The 18,747-nt window shown below is 66.5% G+C and carries 17 protein-coding genes; 2 read left to right on the top strand and 15 right to left on the bottom strand.

The annotated features are described in order from the left end of the window. Positions 1 to 146 precede the first annotated feature (146 nt). From LE197_RS03075 to leuC, 13 genes are all read right to left on the bottom strand, one after another. Positions 147 to 689: a CvpA family protein gene (locus LE197_RS03075; protein WP_003113932.1), complete on the bottom strand. Its 543-nt coding sequence runs from the start codon at positions 687 to 689 to the stop codon at positions 147 to 149. Between the two features lie 73 nt (positions 690 to 762). After that, the gene (locus LE197_RS03070; protein ID WP_196752415.1) at positions 763 to 1,470 is read right to left on the bottom strand and encodes an SPOR domain-containing protein; all 708 of its coding nucleotides are present in this window, start codon (positions 1,468 to 1,470) and stop codon (positions 763 to 765) included. A 3-nt stretch (positions 1,471 to 1,473) separates the two neighbouring features. Further along, positions 1,474 to 2,763: a bifunctional tetrahydrofolate synthase/dihydrofolate synthase gene (gene folC, locus LE197_RS03065; RefSeq protein ID WP_226033856.1), complete on the bottom strand. Its 1,290-nt coding sequence runs from the start codon at positions 2,761 to 2,763 to the stop codon at positions 1,474 to 1,476. Continuing rightward, complete coding sequence (gene accD / locus LE197_RS03060; protein ID WP_003104199.1) at positions 2,760 to 3,632, bottom strand: acetyl-CoA carboxylase, carboxyltransferase subunit beta; 873 nt, start codon at positions 3,630 to 3,632, stop codon at positions 2,760 to 2,762. The genes folC and accD overlap by 4 nt, the downstream gene beginning before the upstream one ends. Before the next feature lie 268 nt (positions 3,633 to 3,900). Continuing rightward, positions 3,901 to 4,536, bottom strand: a complete 636-nt coding sequence (locus LE197_RS03055) for a phosphoribosylanthranilate isomerase (RefSeq protein WP_058017423.1) — start codon at positions 4,534 to 4,536, stop codon at positions 3,901 to 3,903. An 89-nt stretch (positions 4,537 to 4,625) separates the two neighbouring features. After that, positions 4,626 to 5,483, bottom strand: a complete 858-nt coding sequence (gene truA, locus LE197_RS03050; RefSeq protein WP_003091390.1) for a tRNA pseudouridine(38-40) synthase TruA — start codon at positions 5,481 to 5,483, stop codon at positions 4,626 to 4,628. A gap of 21 nt (positions 5,484 to 5,504) precedes the next feature. After that, the gene (gene fimV, locus LE197_RS03045; protein ID WP_058017422.1) at positions 5,505 to 8,264 is read right to left on the bottom strand and encodes a motility hub landmark protein FimV; all 2,760 of its coding nucleotides are present in this window, start codon (positions 8,262 to 8,264) and stop codon (positions 5,505 to 5,507) included. A gap of 168 nt (positions 8,265 to 8,432) precedes the next feature. Beyond that, the gene (locus tag LE197_RS03040; protein ID WP_033975872.1) at positions 8,433 to 9,443 is read right to left on the bottom strand and encodes an aspartate-semialdehyde dehydrogenase; all 1,011 of its coding nucleotides are present in this window, start codon (positions 9,441 to 9,443) and stop codon (positions 8,433 to 8,435) included. A 101-nt stretch (positions 9,444 to 9,544) separates the two neighbouring features. Beyond that, the gene (gene asd, locus LE197_RS03035) at positions 9,545 to 10,657 is read right to left on the bottom strand and encodes an aspartate-semialdehyde dehydrogenase (RefSeq protein ID WP_003111187.1); all 1,113 of its coding nucleotides are present in this window, start codon (positions 10,655 to 10,657) and stop codon (positions 9,545 to 9,547) included. A gap of 69 nt (positions 10,658 to 10,726) precedes the next feature. Next, positions 10,727 to 11,809, bottom strand: a complete 1,083-nt coding sequence (leuB, locus tag LE197_RS03030) for a 3-isopropylmalate dehydrogenase (protein WP_058017420.1) — start codon at positions 11,807 to 11,809, stop codon at positions 10,727 to 10,729. Positions 11,810 to 11,867: 58 nt separating this feature from the next. After that, complete coding sequence (locus LE197_RS03025; protein ID WP_010793226.1) at positions 11,868 to 12,629, bottom strand: class I SAM-dependent methyltransferase; 762 nt, start codon at positions 12,627 to 12,629, stop codon at positions 11,868 to 11,870. Between the two features lie 70 nt (positions 12,630 to 12,699). Next, positions 12,700 to 13,338: a 3-isopropylmalate dehydratase small subunit gene (gene leuD, locus LE197_RS03020; protein ID WP_049239609.1), complete on the bottom strand. Its 639-nt coding sequence runs from the start codon at positions 13,336 to 13,338 to the stop codon at positions 12,700 to 12,702. Positions 13,339 to 13,349: 11 nt separating this feature from the next. After that, positions 13,350 to 14,774 (bottom strand): 3-isopropylmalate dehydratase large subunit, encoded by a 1,425-nt coding sequence (leuC, locus tag LE197_RS03015; protein ID WP_003091399.1) that lies wholly within the window; start codon positions 14,772 to 14,774, stop codon positions 13,350 to 13,352. Positions 14,775 to 14,936: 162 nt separating this feature from the next. On the opposite strand from leuC, the gene LE197_RS03010 reads away from it, so the two are divergent. Next, complete coding sequence (locus LE197_RS03010; protein ID WP_033971524.1) at positions 14,937 to 15,830, top strand: LysR family transcriptional regulator; 894 nt, start codon at positions 14,937 to 14,939, stop codon at positions 15,828 to 15,830. A gap of 92 nt (positions 15,831 to 15,922) precedes the next feature. On the opposite strand, the gene LE197_RS03005 is transcribed toward LE197_RS03010, so the two are convergent. Together LE197_RS03005 and LE197_RS03000 are read right to left on the bottom strand one after the other, a co-directional pair. Beyond that, on the bottom strand, positions 15,923 to 16,300 hold the full coding sequence (locus LE197_RS03005) for a RidA family protein (RefSeq protein WP_003091402.1): 378 nt from the start codon (positions 16,298 to 16,300) through the stop codon (positions 15,923 to 15,925). A 79-nt stretch (positions 16,301 to 16,379) separates the two neighbouring features. Continuing rightward, positions 16,380 to 17,291 (bottom strand): LysR substrate-binding domain-containing protein, encoded by a 912-nt coding sequence (locus tag LE197_RS03000; RefSeq protein ID WP_058017419.1) that lies wholly within the window; start codon positions 17,289 to 17,291, stop codon positions 16,380 to 16,382. A 111-nt stretch (positions 17,292 to 17,402) separates the two neighbouring features. On the opposite strand from LE197_RS03000, the gene LE197_RS02995 reads away from it, so the two are divergent. Next, positions 17,403 to 18,731: an SGNH/GDSL hydrolase family protein gene (locus LE197_RS02995; RefSeq protein WP_058017418.1), complete on the top strand. Its 1,329-nt coding sequence runs from the start codon at positions 17,403 to 17,405 to the stop codon at positions 18,729 to 18,731. Positions 18,732 to 18,747 lie beyond the last annotated feature (16 nt).

Below are 18,747 nucleotides of genomic sequence, written 5' to 3'. Positions count from 1 at the left end.
AGGGCCTCGTGGGCCACTGGCTCCCGCGAATCGGCGACCTTCGCCGCCGACTGGCTCGCGGCACGTCCTGTGCCGCCGGCGCCGCGCCATCGACGCGCCGCCCTGGAAAACCGCGGGACCCGGCCTCGGCCAGTGTCCCGCCAAAATCACTGGCTGGGAAGCAGCCCGCCGATGCCGCTCGGCGGCGTTATCGGCGCGGCCGGCAACCACTGGCCGGCGAAACCGAGAATGAAGTTCTTCGACCAGTCGGCGACCATCAGGAAATGCGGCATCAGCACCGACTGCTGCCACCAAGGGTCCTGCTGTACCGGGGCCAGGCTGAGCAGGCCGACCAGCAGCACGACCAGCAGTACGCCGCGCGCACCGCCGAAGACCATGCCGAGGAAGCGGTCGGTGCCGGACAGGCCGGTGACCCGGATCAGTTCGCCGATGAGGTAGTTGACCAGCGCCCCGAGCAGCAGGGTGGCGATGAACAGCAGCGCGCAGGCTGCGATGATGCGGGCCGAGGGGGTCTGGATGTATTCACCCAGGTGCTGCGCCAGCGCCCCGCCGAACATCCAGGCCACCGCGCCGGCGACTATCCAGGTAAGCAGGGACAAGGCTTCCTTGACGAAGCCGCGACTCAGACTGATCAGGCTGGAAACGACGATGATGGCGACCATCGTCCAATCGACCCAGGTAAATGCCACTATGCAGCCCACAAGCAGAAAAGGCGCTGCATTTTAGCAGAGCGCGCCCGCGACGGTAAGCCGCGGGTCGCGGTCAACCGCGTTCCGGCTGGAAGCGCACGACGAAGCCGTTGAGCTTCTGCTGCTTGCTCAACTGGTCGCGCAGGCGATCCGCCTCGGCGCGCTGGATCACCGGCCCGACGAAGACCCGGTTCATCCCGTCGAAGCTGCGGATATAGGCGTTGTAGCCCTGGGAGCGCAAGGTCTTCTGCAATTCCTCGGCGCGCGCCCGGTTGGACAGGCTGGCAAGCTGTACCGACCAGCTCTGCGGCAGGTTGTTGGCGTCCAGGCGCTTCTCCGCGGGCGGCGGGCTCGGCGGCGCAGCGGGCGGTTGCGGCTGGCTTGGCGGCTGGCTGGCGGCCGGCGCCTGGGTCTGGGCCTGGGCCTGGGCCTGGGCCTGGGCCTGAGCCTGGGCCTGGGCCTGGGCGGGCGGCTGGGTGGCGGGCGGGGTCGTCGGCAGGCCGCCGATCGGCTGGCTAGGCTGGCCGGCGGCGGCCGGGGAGCCTTCCTGGACGATCTCGGGAGCGATGTCTTCTTCGCCGGGCTGCAGTTCCGGCACCTCGGTCGGCTGCACCTCGACACTGGGCATGGCCGGCGATTGCGGGCGCGGCGGCGCTTCCACCACGACCTGGCGCGACTCGTCTTCGCGGGTGAACAGCATCGGCAGGAAGATCACCGCCAGGGCAATCAGCACCAACGCCCCGACGATGCGCTGCTTCAGCCCTCTTTCCAGCAAGGCCATGATTTACTCCCCCTTATCCGTTCTACGGGCCAGCCATTCCAGGCCTTCGGCCACGCTATAGAACGATCCGAACAGCAGAATGACATCATCCGCGGTAGCCTTGGCGCACTGCGCGTTCAGGGCGGCGGCGATATCCGCATGGCTGCTCGCCGGAACCTGGCGCAGGATCAGCGCCGCCTCCAGCTCCGCGGCCGGCCGCGAACGCGGGGTCGGCAACGGTGCAACGGCCCAATCCTGCACCAAGCCAGTCAAGGGTTCCAGTACGCCATCCAGGTCTTTGTCCGCCAGCAGGCCGAAGACCGCCAGGTAGCGTCCTCGTGGCGCTGCGGCACGCAGGCGTTGCGCCAGGTACTGGGCGGCCTGGGGATTGTGCCCGACGTCCAGCAGGAGCTGGCGTGGCTGGCCGTTCCAGGACAGGTCGCGGCGATCGAGGCGACCGGTCACCCGGGTCCGCCGCAGCGCCTCGGCCAGCCGCTCCGCCTGCCAGGGCAACTCGAGCAACGCGTAGGCCTGCAGGGCCAGCGCGGCGTTTTCCATGGGCAACTCGAGCAACGGCAGATCGTGCAGCGCCAGCGCCTGGCCGTCCGCGGCCAGTCCGCGCCAGTGCCAGCCATGATCGGCGAGCGCCAGGTCGTAGTCGCGACCACGCAGGTAAAGCGGTGCCCCCAGCGCAGCCACCTGCTCCAGCAATGGCTGCGGGGGATCGAGATCGCCGCACAGGGCCGGTTTGCCGGCGCGCAGGATACCGGCTTTTTCGAAAGCCACGCTTTCGCGGGTATCGCCCAGCCAGTCGGCATGGTCCAGGCCGATGCTGGTGATCAGCGCCAGGTCGGCGTCGATCAGGTTGACCGCATCCAGGCGCCCGCCAAGGCCGACTTCCAGCACCGCGAAGTCCAGCCCGGCGCGCTCGAACAGCCAGAAGGCGGCCAGCGTGCCCATTTCGAAATAGGTCAGGGAAATCTCGCCGCGTGCGGCCTCCACCGCGGAGAAGGCGTCGCACAGTTGCGCATCGCCGGCCTCGACGCCGTCGATCCGCACCCGCTCGTTGTAGCGCAGCAGGTGCGGCGAGCTGTAGACCCCGACCGACAACCCCTGCTCATGCAGCAGTTCGGCGAGCAGGGCGCAGGTAGAGCCCTTGCCGTTGGTCCCGGTAACGGTGACCACGCGTTTCGCCGGCCTTCCCAGGCCGAGCCGGCGCGCTACCTCGCGGGAACGCTCCAGGCCCATGTCGATGGCCGTCGGATGGAGTTGTTCGAGATAGCTCAGCCAATCGGCCAGGGAACGCTGGGTCATGCGGATACGGGGCTCGGCGAATGAGTGAAGGCCGACAGCAGATTGGCCAGGCGCGGCCGCAACTCGGCACGATGCACGATCATGTCGATGGCGCCATGCTCGAGGAGGAACTCGCTACGCTGGAAACCTTCCGGCAGCTTCTCGCGGACGGTCTGCTCGATCACGCGGGGACCGGCGAAGCCGATCAGCGCCTTGGGTTCGCCGACGATCACGTCGCCGAGCATCGCCAGGCTGGCGGAAACGCCGCCGTAGACCGGATCGGTCAATACCGAGACGAACGGGATGCCTTCTTCGCGCAGGCGCGCCAGGACCGCCGAGGTCTTGGCCATCTGCATCAGCGAGATCAGCGCTTCCTGCATGCGCGCGCCGCCGGAGGCGGAGAAGCAGATCAGCGGGCAGCGCTTCTCCAGGGCGACGTTGGCCGCGCGCACGAAGCGCTCGCCGACGATGGCACCCATCGAACCGCCCATGAAGGAGAACTCGAAGGCGCAGGCGACCACCGGCATACCCTGTAGCTTGCCGCTCATGGCGATCAGCGCGTCCTTCTCGCCGGTATCCTTCTGTGCCGCGGCGAGGCGATCCTTGTACTTCTTGCTGTCGCGGAATTTCAGGCGGTCGACCGGCTCGAGGTCGGCGCCCAGTTCCTCGCGACCGTCCTCATCGAGGAAGATGTCCAGGCGGGTACGCGCGTTGATGCGCATGTGGTGATCGCACTTCGGGCAGACATCCAGGGTCTTTTCCAGCTCCGGACGGTACAGCACGGCTTCGCAGGACGGGCATTTGTGCCACAGGCCTTCCGGCACCGAACTCTTCTGGGACTCGGAACGCATGATGGAAGGGATCAGCTTGTCTACCAGCCAGTTGCTCATGCTCTTTGTTCTCCAGTGCAAGGTCGGGATGGCCGCACCGATACGGTGACGGCGTCCCTGAGCAAATTCATCTTCGTGACCGCCGGCAACGGTGGGCCCCACGGCTGCGAAGCGTTTCGCGGCCTGTCCCATCCCCCGCCTGCGCGGTCACCTGGGCGATACCCGGCGAGCGGCTATCGCGAAATATCTGGGCCCCCTATCGGCGGCCGGGCGTTGTCGCGGAAACGGCGACACGCTAGTGGACGGCGGCAGGCCGCCCGTCGTCACATCATGTCTCGTCGCGGTGCCGCGAACGCACCGCGTCCACGAACGCGCGGACCCTGGCCGCATCCTTGATTCCCTTGCTCGCCTCGACGCCACCGCTGACGTCCACCGCGTAGGGCTTGACCTGTTCGACTGCCCTGCCGACGTTATCCGGCGTCAGACCACCGGCCAGCACCAGGGGTTTGCCCAGGTCGGCCGGCACCAGCGACCAGTCGAACGCCGCCCCCGTGCCGCCGGGCACGCCTTCCACATAGGTATCCAGGAGAATCCCGGCAGCTCCCGGATATTCCGCCGCACGCCCGACGATGTCGTCGCCGGGCTTCACCCGCAGGGCTTTCAGGTAGGGTCGCCGATGCCCCTCGCAGTCCTCGGCGCGCTCGTCGCCATGGAATTGCAGCAGGTCCAGCGGCACCGCATCGAGAATCTCGCCCAGTTCGCAGCGGCTGGCGTTGACGAACAGGCCGACGCTGGTCACGAACGGCGGCAGGGCACGAACGATCTCCCGCGCCCGATGGATATCCACCGCCCGCGGGCTCTTCGCATAGAACACCAGGCCGATGGCATCGGCGCCCGCCGCGGCGGCGGCCAGGGCGTCCTCGACTCGGGTGATACCGCAGATCTTGATGCGAACGGCTGGCAACGACGGAGAATCCTCGGCGAGTGAGCGACGAACCGCCGGACGGCCGGTCCGGCGGGAATTCTCGATGGTAGCAAAAGCCCGATTCGACGTCAGCCGACGATATCGGGCAATCCGGAAAGGAAATGCGGCCCCAGGTAGCGCTCGGGCAACTCGAACTCCCCGGGGTACTCCACCCGCACCAGATAGAGTCCGTAGGGGTGAGCGGTGACCCCACCGGCGCGCCGGTCGCGCGCCTCGAGCACCTCCTTCGCCCATTCGATCGGCCGCTCGCCGGCACCGATGGTCATCAGGACGCCAGCGATGTTGCGCACCATATGATGAAGGAAAGCGTTACCGCGGATGTCCAGCACGATCAACCGACCATGCTCCAGCAGGCGCACGTGATGCATGGTCTTGACCGGCGACTTGGCCTGGCACTGCACCGCACGGAACGAGGTGAAGTCATGGGTGCCGACCAGTACCTGGGCCGCCTCGCGCATCCGCCCGATATCCAGCGGCCGATGATTCCAGGTGACCTCCTCGGCCAGGTGCGCCGGACGGATCGGATCGTTGTAGATGGCGTAGCGATAGCGCCGGGCCATGGCCGAGAAGCGCGCGTGGAAATGCGCCGGCATCACCCTCGCCCAGGTCACACTGATATCCGCGGGCAGGTTGGCGTTGGTGCCCATCACCCATGCTTTCAACGGGCGCTCCACCGCGGTGTCGAAATGCACCACCTGGCCGCTGGCGTGAACGGCAGCGTCGGTACGTCCGGCGCAGATCACCCCGACCGGCTCGGCGGCAACCTTCGACAAGGCGCGCTCCAGCGCTTCCTGCACGGAAGGCACGCCGGCTTCCTGGCGCTGCCAGCCACGATAGCGGGAGCCCTTGTACTCGATGCCGAGGGCGATTCTGGAAACGCCAGCGGCAGCCGATTCGGCTGCCGCTGGCGGAACAACATCGTTCATGAGGGTCGCTTCATTTCCGGATCAGGCCAGGCGCTCCAGCAACTCGCGGGCTTCCGCCTGCTGGCTGTCGTTACCTTCGGCCAGGACTTCGTCGAGGATATCGCGCGCGCCTTCGCTATCGCCCATGTCGATGTAGGCGCGAGCCAGATCCAGCTTGGTCGCTGCTTCGTCGGCACCGGAGAGGAAGTCGAAGTCATCGTCGGCGTCTCCGTCCAGTGCGGAGGCGACCGCTGCATCCTCGGCGGAGAAACTCGGCGCCGCGCTCTTCGGCTCGTCAAGGTTGCTGGCCAACTCGTCCAACTGCGCACTCACCTCATCCAACTGGGCGGCGAAACTATCCTCGCTCTTTGCCGGGGCGGCCGGCTCCGCCGGCTCGTCGGCCAGCGACAGGTCGAAGTCGTCCGGCAGGGACAACGCCGGCTCTTCGGCAGCCTCGGTATCGAGGGTGAATTCGTTGTCGGCGGGCGTCGCGGCGGGCACCTCGTCGTTCAGCGAAAGCAGGAAATCGTCGTCCGAAAGCTTGTCTTCCGGCGCGTCGAGATCCAGGGAGAAATCGCCCAGGTCGTCATGCTTGGGTTGGCTCGGAGTCTCTGCCAACTCCGCGAAATCCAGGCCGAAGTCGAGATCGTCGACAGGCTTGTCCGCCGCGGTCGAAGCCGCCAGGTCCAGATCGCTGTCCAGGGTCAGGTCGTCCAGCGCCCCGCTGTCGGACTTGAGGTCGGCCTGCACGTCGTCGCCGCCCAGGTCGTCCAGGCTCAGGTCGAAGGCGTCGTCGAGATCCTGTCCTGCCGCATCCGGCTTGGCCGCGTGACCGCTGTCGTCGAGCGACAAGTCGTCGAGGCTGAAGCTATCCAGTTCGTCCTGCGCCAGCTTGGCGCCGGCCAGGCCGGCAACCGCGGCGACCGCGACCATTGCCGGGTAGCGCGACTTGAGCTGCTCGACCTGCGGCTGTGCGCCGCCGATTTCGCGCAGCTCGTTTTCCTGGCGAGCGAAACCTTCGCGATCGCCCATCTCGGCATAGACTTCCATCAGCTTGAGGCGCAGGTCGGTGCGCTGCGGCTCGTCGTAGATGGCGTTCTGCAACAATTCGGCGGCCTGGTTGAAACGCCCGTAGGCGATATAGATGTCGGCCTCGCCCAGCGCATCGGAAGTCTGCGCGGTGGTCTTCTCGACCTGCGGAGCGACGGCTGCGACCTGCGGCTCAGGCTCGTCGAGGGTCAGGTCGTCGAAGCCGTCCTTTCCCAGGTCCAGCGCATCCTCCTGTTCCTCGCCGGCATCCGCGGCGAAAGCCTGGGCTTCTTCCTTCTCTTTCTGCGCATTGCGCCGCGACAGGATCATCAGCAGCACCAGCAACGCCAGCAGTGCGCTACCGCCGATCACCGCCAACCACAGCGGGTTGGCCAGCAGTTCGTCGAGGAAGCTCGGTGCCGGCTGTTCTGCCGCCTGTACCGGAGCGGGCGCCGGAACGGCAGGTGCCGGAGGCTTCTCGGCAGCTGGCGCGGGCGGCGGCGCCACCGGAGTCTGCGCCGGAGCGGCGGGTGCTTCTCCGGCCGGAGCAGGAGTCGGCGCTGCCGCAGCGGGAGTCCCGGGCTGAGCCGGCGCCTGCGCGGCTGCATTGGGCTGGGACGCATCCGGCAGGGCTGCGTTCGGCTGGGCTGCGCCCTGGCCTTCGGCGCCCAACTGCCCTTGCAGCTTGGCCAACTGGGCGTCCTTCAGCTGGATCAACTTCTGCAGCTTGTCCAGCTGGCTCTGCAGATCCTGCATGCGGCTCTGCAGTTCTTCGTTCTCGCGGCGAGTGCTATCGAGGCTTTCCTTGGTCACCGCCAGGGTATCGGCGATCGCCTTGCTGTCGCCCTTCCCGCCCTTGTCGGCCCCCTTGCTGGCCTTGCCCTCGCCAGACACCAGGCGCAGGTTGTCCGTGGCGTCGACCTTGGATGGCGCCGACCCGGCGGCATTGCGCTGGGTCGCATCCAACTGCCTGGCGCCAGCGGTGCCCGCAGCCGGATTGCGGCTGCCGCGCCAGCTCTGGTTCTGCGCCTGAACCTGGGACAGCGCCTCGCGCGGCGAGCGCTCCAGCATCTGCTGTTCGGTGGGAATGCGCAGGACCTGGCCGCTCTTCAGCCGGTTGATGTTGCCATCGACGAAAGCGCCCGGATTCAGCTCCTGGAACGCGAGCATCGCCTGGGGTACGGAAACGCGATCGGTACGGTTGCGCTGGGCAATCTCCCAGAGCGTGTCGTTGGAAACGGTGCGATAGGTGTCGCTGCCTGCCGGCGCAGTGGTACGCACCGGAGCCGGTGCCTGCGGGGTTCGCGGGGCGCCGGTCGCGCGCGGCGCGCTGACCGGCGCTTGCGGAGCGCTTGCCGCGGCCTGCGGGGAGTACAGCGGCGGATCCAGCAGGACGGTGTACTCGCGCAGCAGGCGGCCGTTCGGCCAGAGCACCTGGACCAGGAAGTTCAGGTAGGGCTCCTGCACCGGTTTCGACGAGGTCACGCGAATGACGCTCTTGCCGTTGGGCTTCACCACCGGCGTGAACTTCAGGTCGGTGAGGTAGTACAGGCGATCGACACCCGCCTTGCTGAACTCTTCCGGCGACGCCAGGCTCGGGATCACCTCGCCCGAACCCAGGTCACGAACTTCGAGCAGCTCGATCTCGGCATCCAACGGTTGGTTCAACGCCGACTTCAGGGTGATTTCCCCCAGTCCCAATCCATGCGCCATGCCGGAAGTCAGGACCGAGGCCGCCGCGATTGCCCGAACCAGTGTACGAAGCCGAACCATAGTGTAATCCCTTGGTTTTAATATCTTTTCTCGTTTCACGAGAGGGAGTGCGTCGGTGCTTGCTGTCCGCTCGCCCAGCCATGCATGGACGGACGCTCCCCGGCAGCAGCGGATCGAACCAGTATTAACAAGCTCGAATAATTCTACAAATCTGTGGGTAAGTATCTTTTACAGATAGTGTTTTATCAACAACTCACCCAGGAGCACGGCGTTCAGCGCGGCACCTTTTCGCACATTATCAGACACAATCCACAAATTGACCTGACAGGGATCAGCCTGCCCCGCCCTCACCCGGCCGACATAGGTCTCGTCCTGGCCGAGGGCATCGCCGACCACCGTCGGATAATCGCCCTCGCCGATCCATTCGATGCCTTTCGTCGCATCGAGGACCCGCGTCACCGCGGCCAGGTCCACCGGTTCCGCGCATTGCAGGGTCACGCTGAGGCTGTCGCCGAAGAATACCGGCGCCTGGATGCAGGTAACGTTCAACGGTCCGATACGCTCGCCAAGCAAGGCCTGCACCTCCGCGAAGATGCGCCGCTCGATCGCGCTGTGCCCCTCGGCATCCACCGCGCCGACCTGCGCCAGCAGGTTGAAGGCGATCTGGCGGTCGAAGAGACGCGGCTCCAGGGGGCGCGCATTGAGCAGTTCGGCGGTCTGCCGGGCGAGTTCCTTGACCCCTTCGCGCCCCAGGCTGGAGACGGAGAGGCAGGCTGTCAGGTTCAGCTGCCGGCAATCCAGCGTGGCCAGGAGTGGCGCCAGCACTTCGCACAGTTCGGCGGCTACGGCGCAAGGACTGGACAAAAGGAACGGCGCCGCTTGCGAGGCCAGGCATTCGGCATTCACCGAAACCATGACCGGCGGTGCGACGCTCGGTTCCAGGGCGCCGCTCAGGTCGATCACCGAACAACCCGCCGCGCGGGCACGCTCGGCATGGGCACGCGACACCTCCGCTGCCGCGGCGAAGAAGGCCAGGCCGACACTGGAAAAATCGAAGCTATCGACATCGCCGACACGCAGGCTGCTTTCGGCGAACCCCATGCGCTGCCCGGCCGACTCGGCGCTGGCCAGCAGGTGCAGACGATGAAGCGGGAAGTCGCGTTCGTCGAGGAGACCGACCAGAGCCTCGCCAACCGATCCGGTGGCGCCTACGACTGCGACATTGAGGGGCTGGGACATGGGAAAAGCCTCGGCGGTCTGCGAAATAGGCGTGGCACTTTACTTGCCCACCTTCGCCCAGGCAATCGAGGCGCCGCCCATTGCGGACGGCGCCGGATCGATCAGCGCTCCAGCAGGATGCGCAGCATGCGCCGCAGCGGTTCGGCAGCGCCCCACAGCAACTGGTCGCCGACGGTGAAGGCGCCGAGGTACTGGGAACCCATGTTCAGCTTGCGCAGGCGCCCGACCGGAACGCTCAGGGTGCCGGTGACGGCGGCCGGGGTCAGCTCGCGCACGCTTACCTCGCGGTGGTTCGGCACCAGCTTGACCCAGGGATTGTGCTGGCTGATCAGGCCCTCGATGTCGGTCAGCGGCACATCCTTGTTCAACTTGATGGTCAGCGCCTGGCTGTGGCAACGCATGGCGCCGACGCGCACGCAGATACCGTCGACCGGGATCGGGTTCTTGAAGCGGGCGAGGATCTTGTTGGTCTCCGCCTGGGCCTTCCACTCTTCGCGGCTCTGTCCGTTGGGCAGTTCCTTGTCGATCCAGGGGATCAGGCTGCCGCCCAGCGGCGCGCCGAAATGCTCGGTGGGGAAGGCTTCGCTGCGCAGGGTCTCCGCCACCTTGCGGTCGATGTCGAGAATCGCGCTGGCCGGATTGGCCAGGTCATCCGCCACCGATGCATGGGCGGCGCCCATCTGCTTGAGCAGCTCACGCATGTTCTGCGCACCGGCACCGGAAGCGGCCTGGTAGGTCATGGCGCTCATCCACTCGACCAGGCCGGCGTCGAACAGCCCGCCCAGGGCCATCAGCATCAGGCTGACGGTGCAGTTGCCGCCGATGTAGTTGCGGGTACCGGCGTCCAGAGCCTGGTCGATGACCTTGCGGTTGACCGGGTCGAGGACGATCACCGCGTCGTCTTCCATGCGCAGGCTGGAGGCGGCATCGATCCAGTAGCCCTGCCAGCCGGCCTCGCGCAGCTTGGGGAATACTTCGCTGGTGTAGTCGCCGCCCTGGCAGGTCAGGATCACATCGAGGGTCTTCAGCTCGTCGATGCTGTAGGCGTCCTTCAGCGGAGCGATGTCCTTGCCCACTTCCGGGCCCTGGCCACCGACGTTCGACGTGGTGAAGAACACCGGCTCGATCAGGTCGAAGTCCCGCTCTTCCAGCATCCGCTGCATGAGTACGGAACCCACCATCCCGCGCCAACCGATCAGACCTACACGCTTCATCGCAACTACACCTATATGAGAGAAGTGAGCTGGCCGGCAGCCATCATGGCGCCGGCCAAGCCCGTCAGATTACAGATTCTTGAGTGCCGCGACTACGGCATCGCCCATTTCCCGGGTGCCGACCTTGCGGCAGCCTTCGGACCAGATGTCGCCGGTGCGCAATCCCTGGTCGAGGACCTTGCTCACCGCCTGTTCGATGGCGTCGGCGGCGGCTGCCTGGTTGAAGCTGTAGCGCAGCATCATCGAGACCGAGAGGATGGTTGCCAGCGGGTTGGCGATGCCCTGACCGGCGATGTCCGGGGCGGAACCGTGGCAGGGTTCGTACATGCCCTTGTTGTTCGCGTCGAGCGAGGCAGAAGGCAGCATGCCGATGGAACCGGTCAGCATGGAAGCCTCATCCGACAGGATGTCGCCGAACATGTTGTCGGTGACCATCACGTCGAACTGCTTGGGCGCGCGCACCAGTTGCATGGCGGCGTTATCCACGTACATATGGGAAAGCTCGACGTCCGGGTAGTCCTTCGCCACCTCTTCCACCACTTCCCGCCACAGATGGCTGGAGGCGAGGACATTGGCCTTGTCCACCGAACAGAGCCTGTTATTGCGTACGCGGGCCATATCGAAACCGACGCGGGCGATACGACGTATTTCGCTCTCGCTGTAAGGCAGAGTGTCGTAGGCCTGGCGCTCGCCGTTCTCCAGCACGCGCTGCTCGCGGGGCTGGCCGAAGTAGATGCCGCCGGTCAGTTCGCGGACGATGAGGATGTCCAGCCCGGCGACCACTTCCGGCTTCAGGCTGGAGGCCGCGGCCAGCTGCGGGTAGAGGATGGCCGGACGCAGGTTGGCGAACAGGCCCAGTTGCGAGCGAATCTTCAGCAGGCCACGCTCGGGACGGATATCGCGTTCGATCCTGTCCCATTTCGGCCCCCCTACCGCGCCCAGCAGCACCGCATCGGCCTGACGCGCGCGCTGCAGGGTCTGGTCGGCCAGCGGCACGCCGTGCTTGTCGATGGCCGCGCCACCGATGACGTCCTCGGCCAGTTCGAAGCCGAGCTGGAACCTGTCGTTGGCCAGTTCCAGCACCTTGACCGCTTCCGCCATGATTTCCGGGCCGATACCGTCACCGGGGAGAACCAGGATCTGCTTGCTCATAACACCCTCTTGTCCTTCATTCATTGAACGGCGGGCATGCGCCGCCGCGATCGAACCGTCACTCCCGACGCAGCCACAGCACCAGCACGTCGGTGCTGAACGAGCCGTCGTCGGCAATCTCGAAATACTCCCTGACTTCCTCGCCCACCGCCAGCTGCAGGCTGCGGATCGCCTGGCGGAACACCTCCGGCGTACGCATCCGCTCGACCCACGACTGGAACTCCAGGCGCAGGCGCTGGCGCCGACTTCCGGTGACCAGTAACCCCGCCTCGCCGCTCAGACGCGCCCACTCGGCCGGCGAGTAGTTGCGCACATGGCTGGTGTCGCGGAGCATCTCGACGGTCTGCAGGAAGGTGTCCGGCAAGGCCTGCCCGGGCGCCGCCACATCGACGAAGATCGCCACCCCGCCGGGCTTGAGCACCCGCCGCACCTCGCGCAGGGCCAGGCCGACGTCGCGCCAGTGATGAGTGGAATAGCGACTGAAGACGAAATCGAACTCGCCGTCGGCGAAGGGCAGGCTCTCGGCCTTGCCCTGTTCGGTACGGATGTTCGCCATGCCCCGTTCCGCGGCGCTCTGCGCCACCACGGCGAGCATCTCGGCGGAAAGATCGTAGGCCACCACCTCTCCTGCCAGGGCAGCGACCTGGAAGCTCACGTGGCCGGCGCCGCAGCCCAGGTCGAGGACCCGCGCTTCCGGGCGCCCGGCCAGGGCGTCGCGCAGCAAGGCGAATTCCTCGCCCTGGGCATGCACGGCGCTGCTCAGGTAGGCCGAAGCCTGGGCGCCGAACTGGCGCTGGACAACGTCATCGTGGTCGCTCATGAACCTACTCCGGGAGAAAAACCAGGCGCACCCAACCCAGGATGCGCCGGCAAGGGGACTCGCGTGCCGCTCAGCGGAACAGCCAGGGCTGCTGCTGACGGTAGCCGTCCTCGAAAGCACGGATCGCATCGGCGTCCTGCAACGTCAGGCCGATGTCGTCGAGGCCATTGAGCAGGCAATGCTTGCGGAACGGGTCGACCTCGAAACCCAGCACCTTGCCATCAGGACGGGTAACCGTCTGCGCCGCCAGGTCGATGGACAACTGGTAGCCTTCGTTCGCCTCGACCTGGCGGAACAGTTCGTCCACCTCGGCCTCGGGCAGGATGATCGGCAGCAAGCCGTTCTTGAAACTGTTGTTGAAGAAGATGTCGGCATAGCTCGGTGCGATCACCGTGCGGAAACCGTACTCGTCCAGCGCCCAGGGCGCGTGCTCGCGGGACGAGCCGCAGCCGAAGTTCTCCCGCGCCAGCAGTACGCTGGCGCCCTGGTAGCGCGGCTGGTTGAGGACGAAGTCCGGGTTCAGCGGACGCTTCGAACTGTCCTGTCCCGGCTGCCCGACATCCAGGTAGCGCCATTCGTCGAACAGGTTGGGGCCGAAGCCGGTGCGCTTGATCGACTTGAGGAATTGCTTGGGAATGATCTGATCGGTATCGACGTTGGCGCGATCCAGCGGAGCGACGAGACCGGTCGTCTGGGTATAGGGTTTCATCTCGGTTCTCCTCAGGCGAGCAATTCGCGGACATCGATGAAGCGGCCGTTGACGGCCGCGGCGGCGGCCATCGCCGGGCTGACCAGGTGGGTACGGCCACCGGCGCCCTGACGGCCCTCGAAGTTGCGGTTGGAGGTCGAGGCGCAGTGTTCGCCGCTCTCCAGCCGGTCCGGATTCATCGCCAGGCACATGGAACAGCCCGGCTCGCGCCATTCGAAACCGGCCTCGATGAAGATCCGGTCCAGGCCTTCCTTCTCGGCCTGCTCCTTGACCAACCCGGAACCCGGCACCACCAGCGCCTGCTTGATGGTCGCGGCGACCTTGCGGCCCCTGGCCACTTCGGCGGCGGCGCGCAGGTCCTCGATCCGCGAGTTGGTGCAGGAACCGATGAATACCCGGTCCAGCTGGATGTCGGTGATCGCCTGGTTCGGCCGCAGGCCCATGTACTTCAAGGCGCGCTCGATGGAGCCGCGCTTGATCGGGTCGCTCTCGCGGGCCGGGTCCGGCACGTTCTGGTCGACGGCCAGGACCATTTCCGGCGACGTGCCCCAACTGACCTGCGGCTTGATCTGCGCGGCGTCCAGCTCGACCACGGTATCGAAACGGGCATCGGCGTCCGACACCAGCCCCTGCCAGCAGGCGACGGCCTGATCCCATTGCTCGGCGCTCGGCGCGAAGGGCCGGCCCTTCACGTAGTCGATGGTCTTCTGGTCGACGGCGACCAGGCCGACGCGGGCGCCCGCCTCGATCGACATGTTGCAGATGGTCATCCGCCCTTCGATGGACAGGTCGCGGATGGCGCTGCCGGCGAACTCGATGGCGTGGCCGTTGCCGCCGGCGGTGCCGATCCTGCCGATCACCGCGAGGACGATATCCTTCGCCGTGACGCCGGCCGGCAGCCTGCCTTCGACCTTGACCAGCATGTTCTTCATCTTCTTCGCCACCAGGCACTGGGTCGCCAGCACATGCTCGACCTCGGAAGTGCCGATGCCGTGGGCCAGCGCGCCGAAGGCACCGTGGGTGGAAGTGTGCGAGTCGCCGCAGACCACGGTCATCCCCGGGAGGGTCGCGCCCTGCTCCGGGCCGACCACATGGACGATACCCTGGCGCACGTCGTTCATCTTGAATTCGGTGATGCCGAAGTCGTCGCAGTTCTCGTCGAGGGTCTGCACCTGCAGGCGCGAGACCTCGTCGGCGATGGCGGCGATGCCGCCCTTGCGCTCGGTGCGGGTGGTCGGCACGTTGTGGTCCGGGGTGGCGATGTTGGCGTCGATCCGCCACGGCTTGCGCCCGGCCAGGCGAAGGCCCTCGAAGGCCTGCGGCGAGGTCACTTCGTGCAGGATATGGCGGTCGATGTAGATCAGCGCCGAACCGTCGTCGCGCTGCTTGACCAGGTGCATGTCCCAGAGTTTGTCGTAGAGGGTCTTGCCGGCCATCGGGATTTCCTCATCAGCTCATTTCTATGCCCACAGGGCTTGTGAGGATGATCCTATGGCCTGACCACGAATAACTCAAATTCATATTTTTCATCCAAAGCATTCCCAACGGGAATCCATTGGCGCTAAGCTCCGGGCAGCCGAAACCAGCGGAGGCCCGCAATGGACCTGAACAGCCTCAACACCTTCATCGCCATTGCCGAGACCGGCAGCTTCTCCGAAGCCGGCGAGCGCCTGCACCTGACCCAACCGGCGGTGAGCAAGCGCATCGCCGCCCTCGAACAGCAACTCAATGCCCGGCTGTTCGACCGGGTCGGCCGCGAGGTCAACCTCACCGAGGCCGGCCGCGCCCTGCTGCCGCGCGCCTACCAGTTGCTCAACGTGCTCGACGACACCCGCCGGGCGCTGAACAACCTCACCGGCGAGGTCAGCGGCCGGCTGGTCCTGGCCACCAGCCACCACATCGGCCTGCATCGCCTGCCGCCGCTGCTGCGCGCCTTCACCCGGGCGCATCCGCAGGTGGCGCTGGATATCCAGTTCCTGGATTCGGAAGTGGCCTACGAGGAGATTCTTCATGGCCGTGCGGAGCTGGCGGTGATCACCCTGGCCCCGGAAACCGCCGAACCGGTGCGCGCAGTCCCGGTGTGGGACGACCCGCTGGACTTCGTCGCCGCCCCGGAGCACCCGCTGGCCCGACAGGGCACGGTGTTCCTCGCCGACGTCGCCAAGCACCCCGCGGTATTCCCCGGCGGCAACACCTTCACCCACCACATCGTGCGGCGCATGTTCGAAGCCGAAGGGCTGACGCCGAACATCGCCATGAGCACCAACTACCTGGAGACCATCAAGATGATGGTCTCCATCGGTCTGGCCTGGAGCGTGCTGCCGCGGACCATGCTCGACGACCAGGTGGTGCGCCTGCCGCTGCAGGACATCCAGCTCAGCCGCCAGCTCGGCTATATCCTGCACACCGAGCGGACCCTGTCGAACGCCGCGCGCGCCTTCATGCGCCTGCTCGACGAACAGGCACTCGGCAACGGCACTCCAGCGGCCTGAAGCGATTCAGGTCGGACGCCACGGGTAGGCCCTCCCCTATTCGCCATCCGCGGCCAGCGCTCACCCGACCTGCATCACAATGCCCTCGCGACTCAGCCCTCGCCGACCCACGCCTGCACCTCGACCTCCACGTCGACCCCCAGCGCCAGCCCGGCGGTCACCGTCGAGCGTACCGGCAAGGCCCCCTGCACATGACGCTGGTAGACCTCGTTGAAACCGGCGAAGTGGGCCATGTCCGACAGCCAGACGGTGACCTTCACCAGTTGGTCGAAACGCGCGCCACAGCTCTCCAGGGTCTCGCCGATGCGTGCCATCACCGCTTCGGTCTGGGTCTGGATATCGCCACGTACCACCTCGCCGGTCGGACTCATCGGCACCTGTCCGGAAAGAAACAGGAAGCCGCCGGCCCGCACCGCGCGGGAAAAGGGAAACGGCAGGCTGCTGGGGTAACGCTGGATGTCATCGCTCATCTGGATTGCCTCCTGTGGATGAAGCGCTAGGAAGAAAAGGTTTCGGCCGCGGAATCGGCGTATTCATGTAGCACTGCGATCAACCCTGGCTCATATCGACGCGCTCCGCCAGAAAGTCCAGGAACGCCCGCACGCGCAGCGGCAGATAGCCGCCCTGGCCGACGTAGACGGCGTGGACATCCTCCTGGTCGCCCGGGTTGTATGCCTCGAGCACGGGAAGCAGGCGGCCGGCGGCTATGTCTTCGCGCACCTGGAACGCGGCCAGCCGCGCCAGGCCCAGGCCGGCCACGGCCAGGCGGCGTAGCGCCTCGCCATCGCTGGCCTGGGCGTTGCCCGACAACGGCACCACGAGTTCCTCACCGGCGTCCCGCAGCGGCCAGCCGGAGCGCGTTCGCACATAGTTGGCGCCGAGCCGGTTGTGCCCCAGCAGCGCCTGCGGCGTGGCCGGCATGCCATGCCGGGCCAGGTAGGCCGGCGCACCGACGATCAGCATGCGCGTGCTCCCCAGCTTGCGCGCCACCAGGCTCGAGCTTTTCAGCGGCCCCGCGCGCACGGCCACGTCGGTGCGCTGCTCGAGGATGTCGACGACCTCATCGGTCAGCACGATATCCAGCGACACCTCGGGATGCTGCGCGAGGAACTCGGGCACCAGCGGCAGCAGGAAGTGATGTCCGAAAGGCACGTTGGCGTTGACTCGCAAGCGCCCGCGCGGCGCCGCGTTTTCGCTCGCACACCGCTCGGCTTCCTCCAGGTCGGCCAGGATACGCACCCCGCGCTCGTAGAACGCACATCCCTCGGGCGTCAGTTGCAATTGACGGGTGGAACGGTTCAGCAAGCGGGTTCCCAGGCGCTGTTCGAGCCGGGTGATCAGCTTGCTGACTGCCGAGGGCGTCATGCCGCAATGTCGAGCGGCGGCGGAAAAGCCCCTCGACTCGACGACCCGGGCAAACACCTCCAGTTCGCCGGAACGGTTGACTTCAAGCCGGGCCATGGCGCCCTGCCTGATGATTTCGCTTCATAAATGATGTTCCCCGCGAAGGTCTATTTCCCTTAAATCTTTGAATTCATCATCAGCTACAGGATAACCACTGAATTCAACGACATGAAACGACCCATCGAAAGACTTCCCGCCGCGACCTCCAGCGCAACCCGGGCCTTCGCGCTCGCGACGAGCCTGTTGTACGCCTGCGCCGCGCCGGCCGCTTCCTGGACCGCCAGCTGGCAGGCCAGCCCGCAGCCGGTCTGGGCTGAGGACTTCCTGTTTCCCAGCAACGTGCCGGCCGAACTGCACGACCAGACGGTGCGGCAACTGGCGCGAATCAGCCTGGGAGGAACGCGCGTGCGCATCGTCCTGGCAAATACCTATGGAAAGCGCCCGATCCGGATCGGCAGGGCCACCCTGGCCAAACCCGGTTCCGAGCGCGCCGCGGTCGCCACCGGCAGCCTGCATGACGTGACCTTCGGCGGACGCCGGACGGCGACCATCGCGCCCGGCGCCACGCTACTCAGCGATCCGGTGGCGATGCCGGTTGCCGCGCTCTCGCAGGTGCTGGTGAGTATCTACCTGCCGGCCGCCACGCCCATGGAAACCTTCCACTGGGACGGCCGCCAGACGGGCTGGATCGTCGCCGGCGAGCAGACCCAAAGCCACGCATTGCAGCTGGACGCGGCGGACAGCCAGAGCACCACCGCGCGCCTGCTGTTGACAGGTATCCTGGTCGAAACCGAAACGGCAACGCGGACGCTGGTGACGCTCGGCGACTCGATCACCGACGGAGCCAGCGCCAGCCTCGACCGGAACAGCCGTTGGCCGGACTTCCTCGCCGAACGCCTGGCCCCGCATGGCGTCGCCGTGGTCAATGCCGGGATCTCCGGTGCCCGCCTGCTGAGCGACGGCATGGGCGTGAACGCGCTGGCACGCCTGGACCGCGACGTACTGGCCCAGCCAGGCGCAAGCAGCATGGTGGTGATGCTCGGCATCAACGACATTGCCTGGCCCGGTACCGCTTTCGCCCGGAATGCCGCACCGCCCACCCTGGAAGCGCTGATCGCCGGCTACCGGCAATTGATCGAACAGGCGCACAACCGGGGTATCCGGGTCGTCGGCGCGACCCTCACGCCGTTCGAGGGCGCACTGCCCGGCACGCCGCTGAGCGATTATTACCATCCCGCCAAGGAAGCCCTGCGCAGGCAGGTTAACGAGTGGATCCGTCATGCCGGCGCCTTCGATGCGGTGATCGACTTCGACGCGGCATTGCGCGATCCGGAGCAGCCGTCGCGGCTCGCCGTGCGCTACGACTCCGGCGACCACCTGCATCCCGGCGACGAAGGCAACCGGGCGATGGCAGCCGCCGTCGACCTCGACGTCCTGCTGGACGAGATGCCCCACGGCCCACCGGCAGAGCCCCGGGCCGATAGCGCAACGAAATGAAAAAGGCGCCCGGAGG

The organism is Pseudomonas sp. PS1(2021) (assembly GCF_020405165.1).
In the GTDB taxonomy this organism is placed as follows: Bacteria; Pseudomonadota; Gammaproteobacteria; order Pseudomonadales; family Pseudomonadaceae; genus Pseudomonas; species Pseudomonas aeruginosa.
The sequence above is the reverse complement of the archived record's forward strand: the minus strand, read 5'-3'. Positions and strand labels throughout refer to the sequence as shown.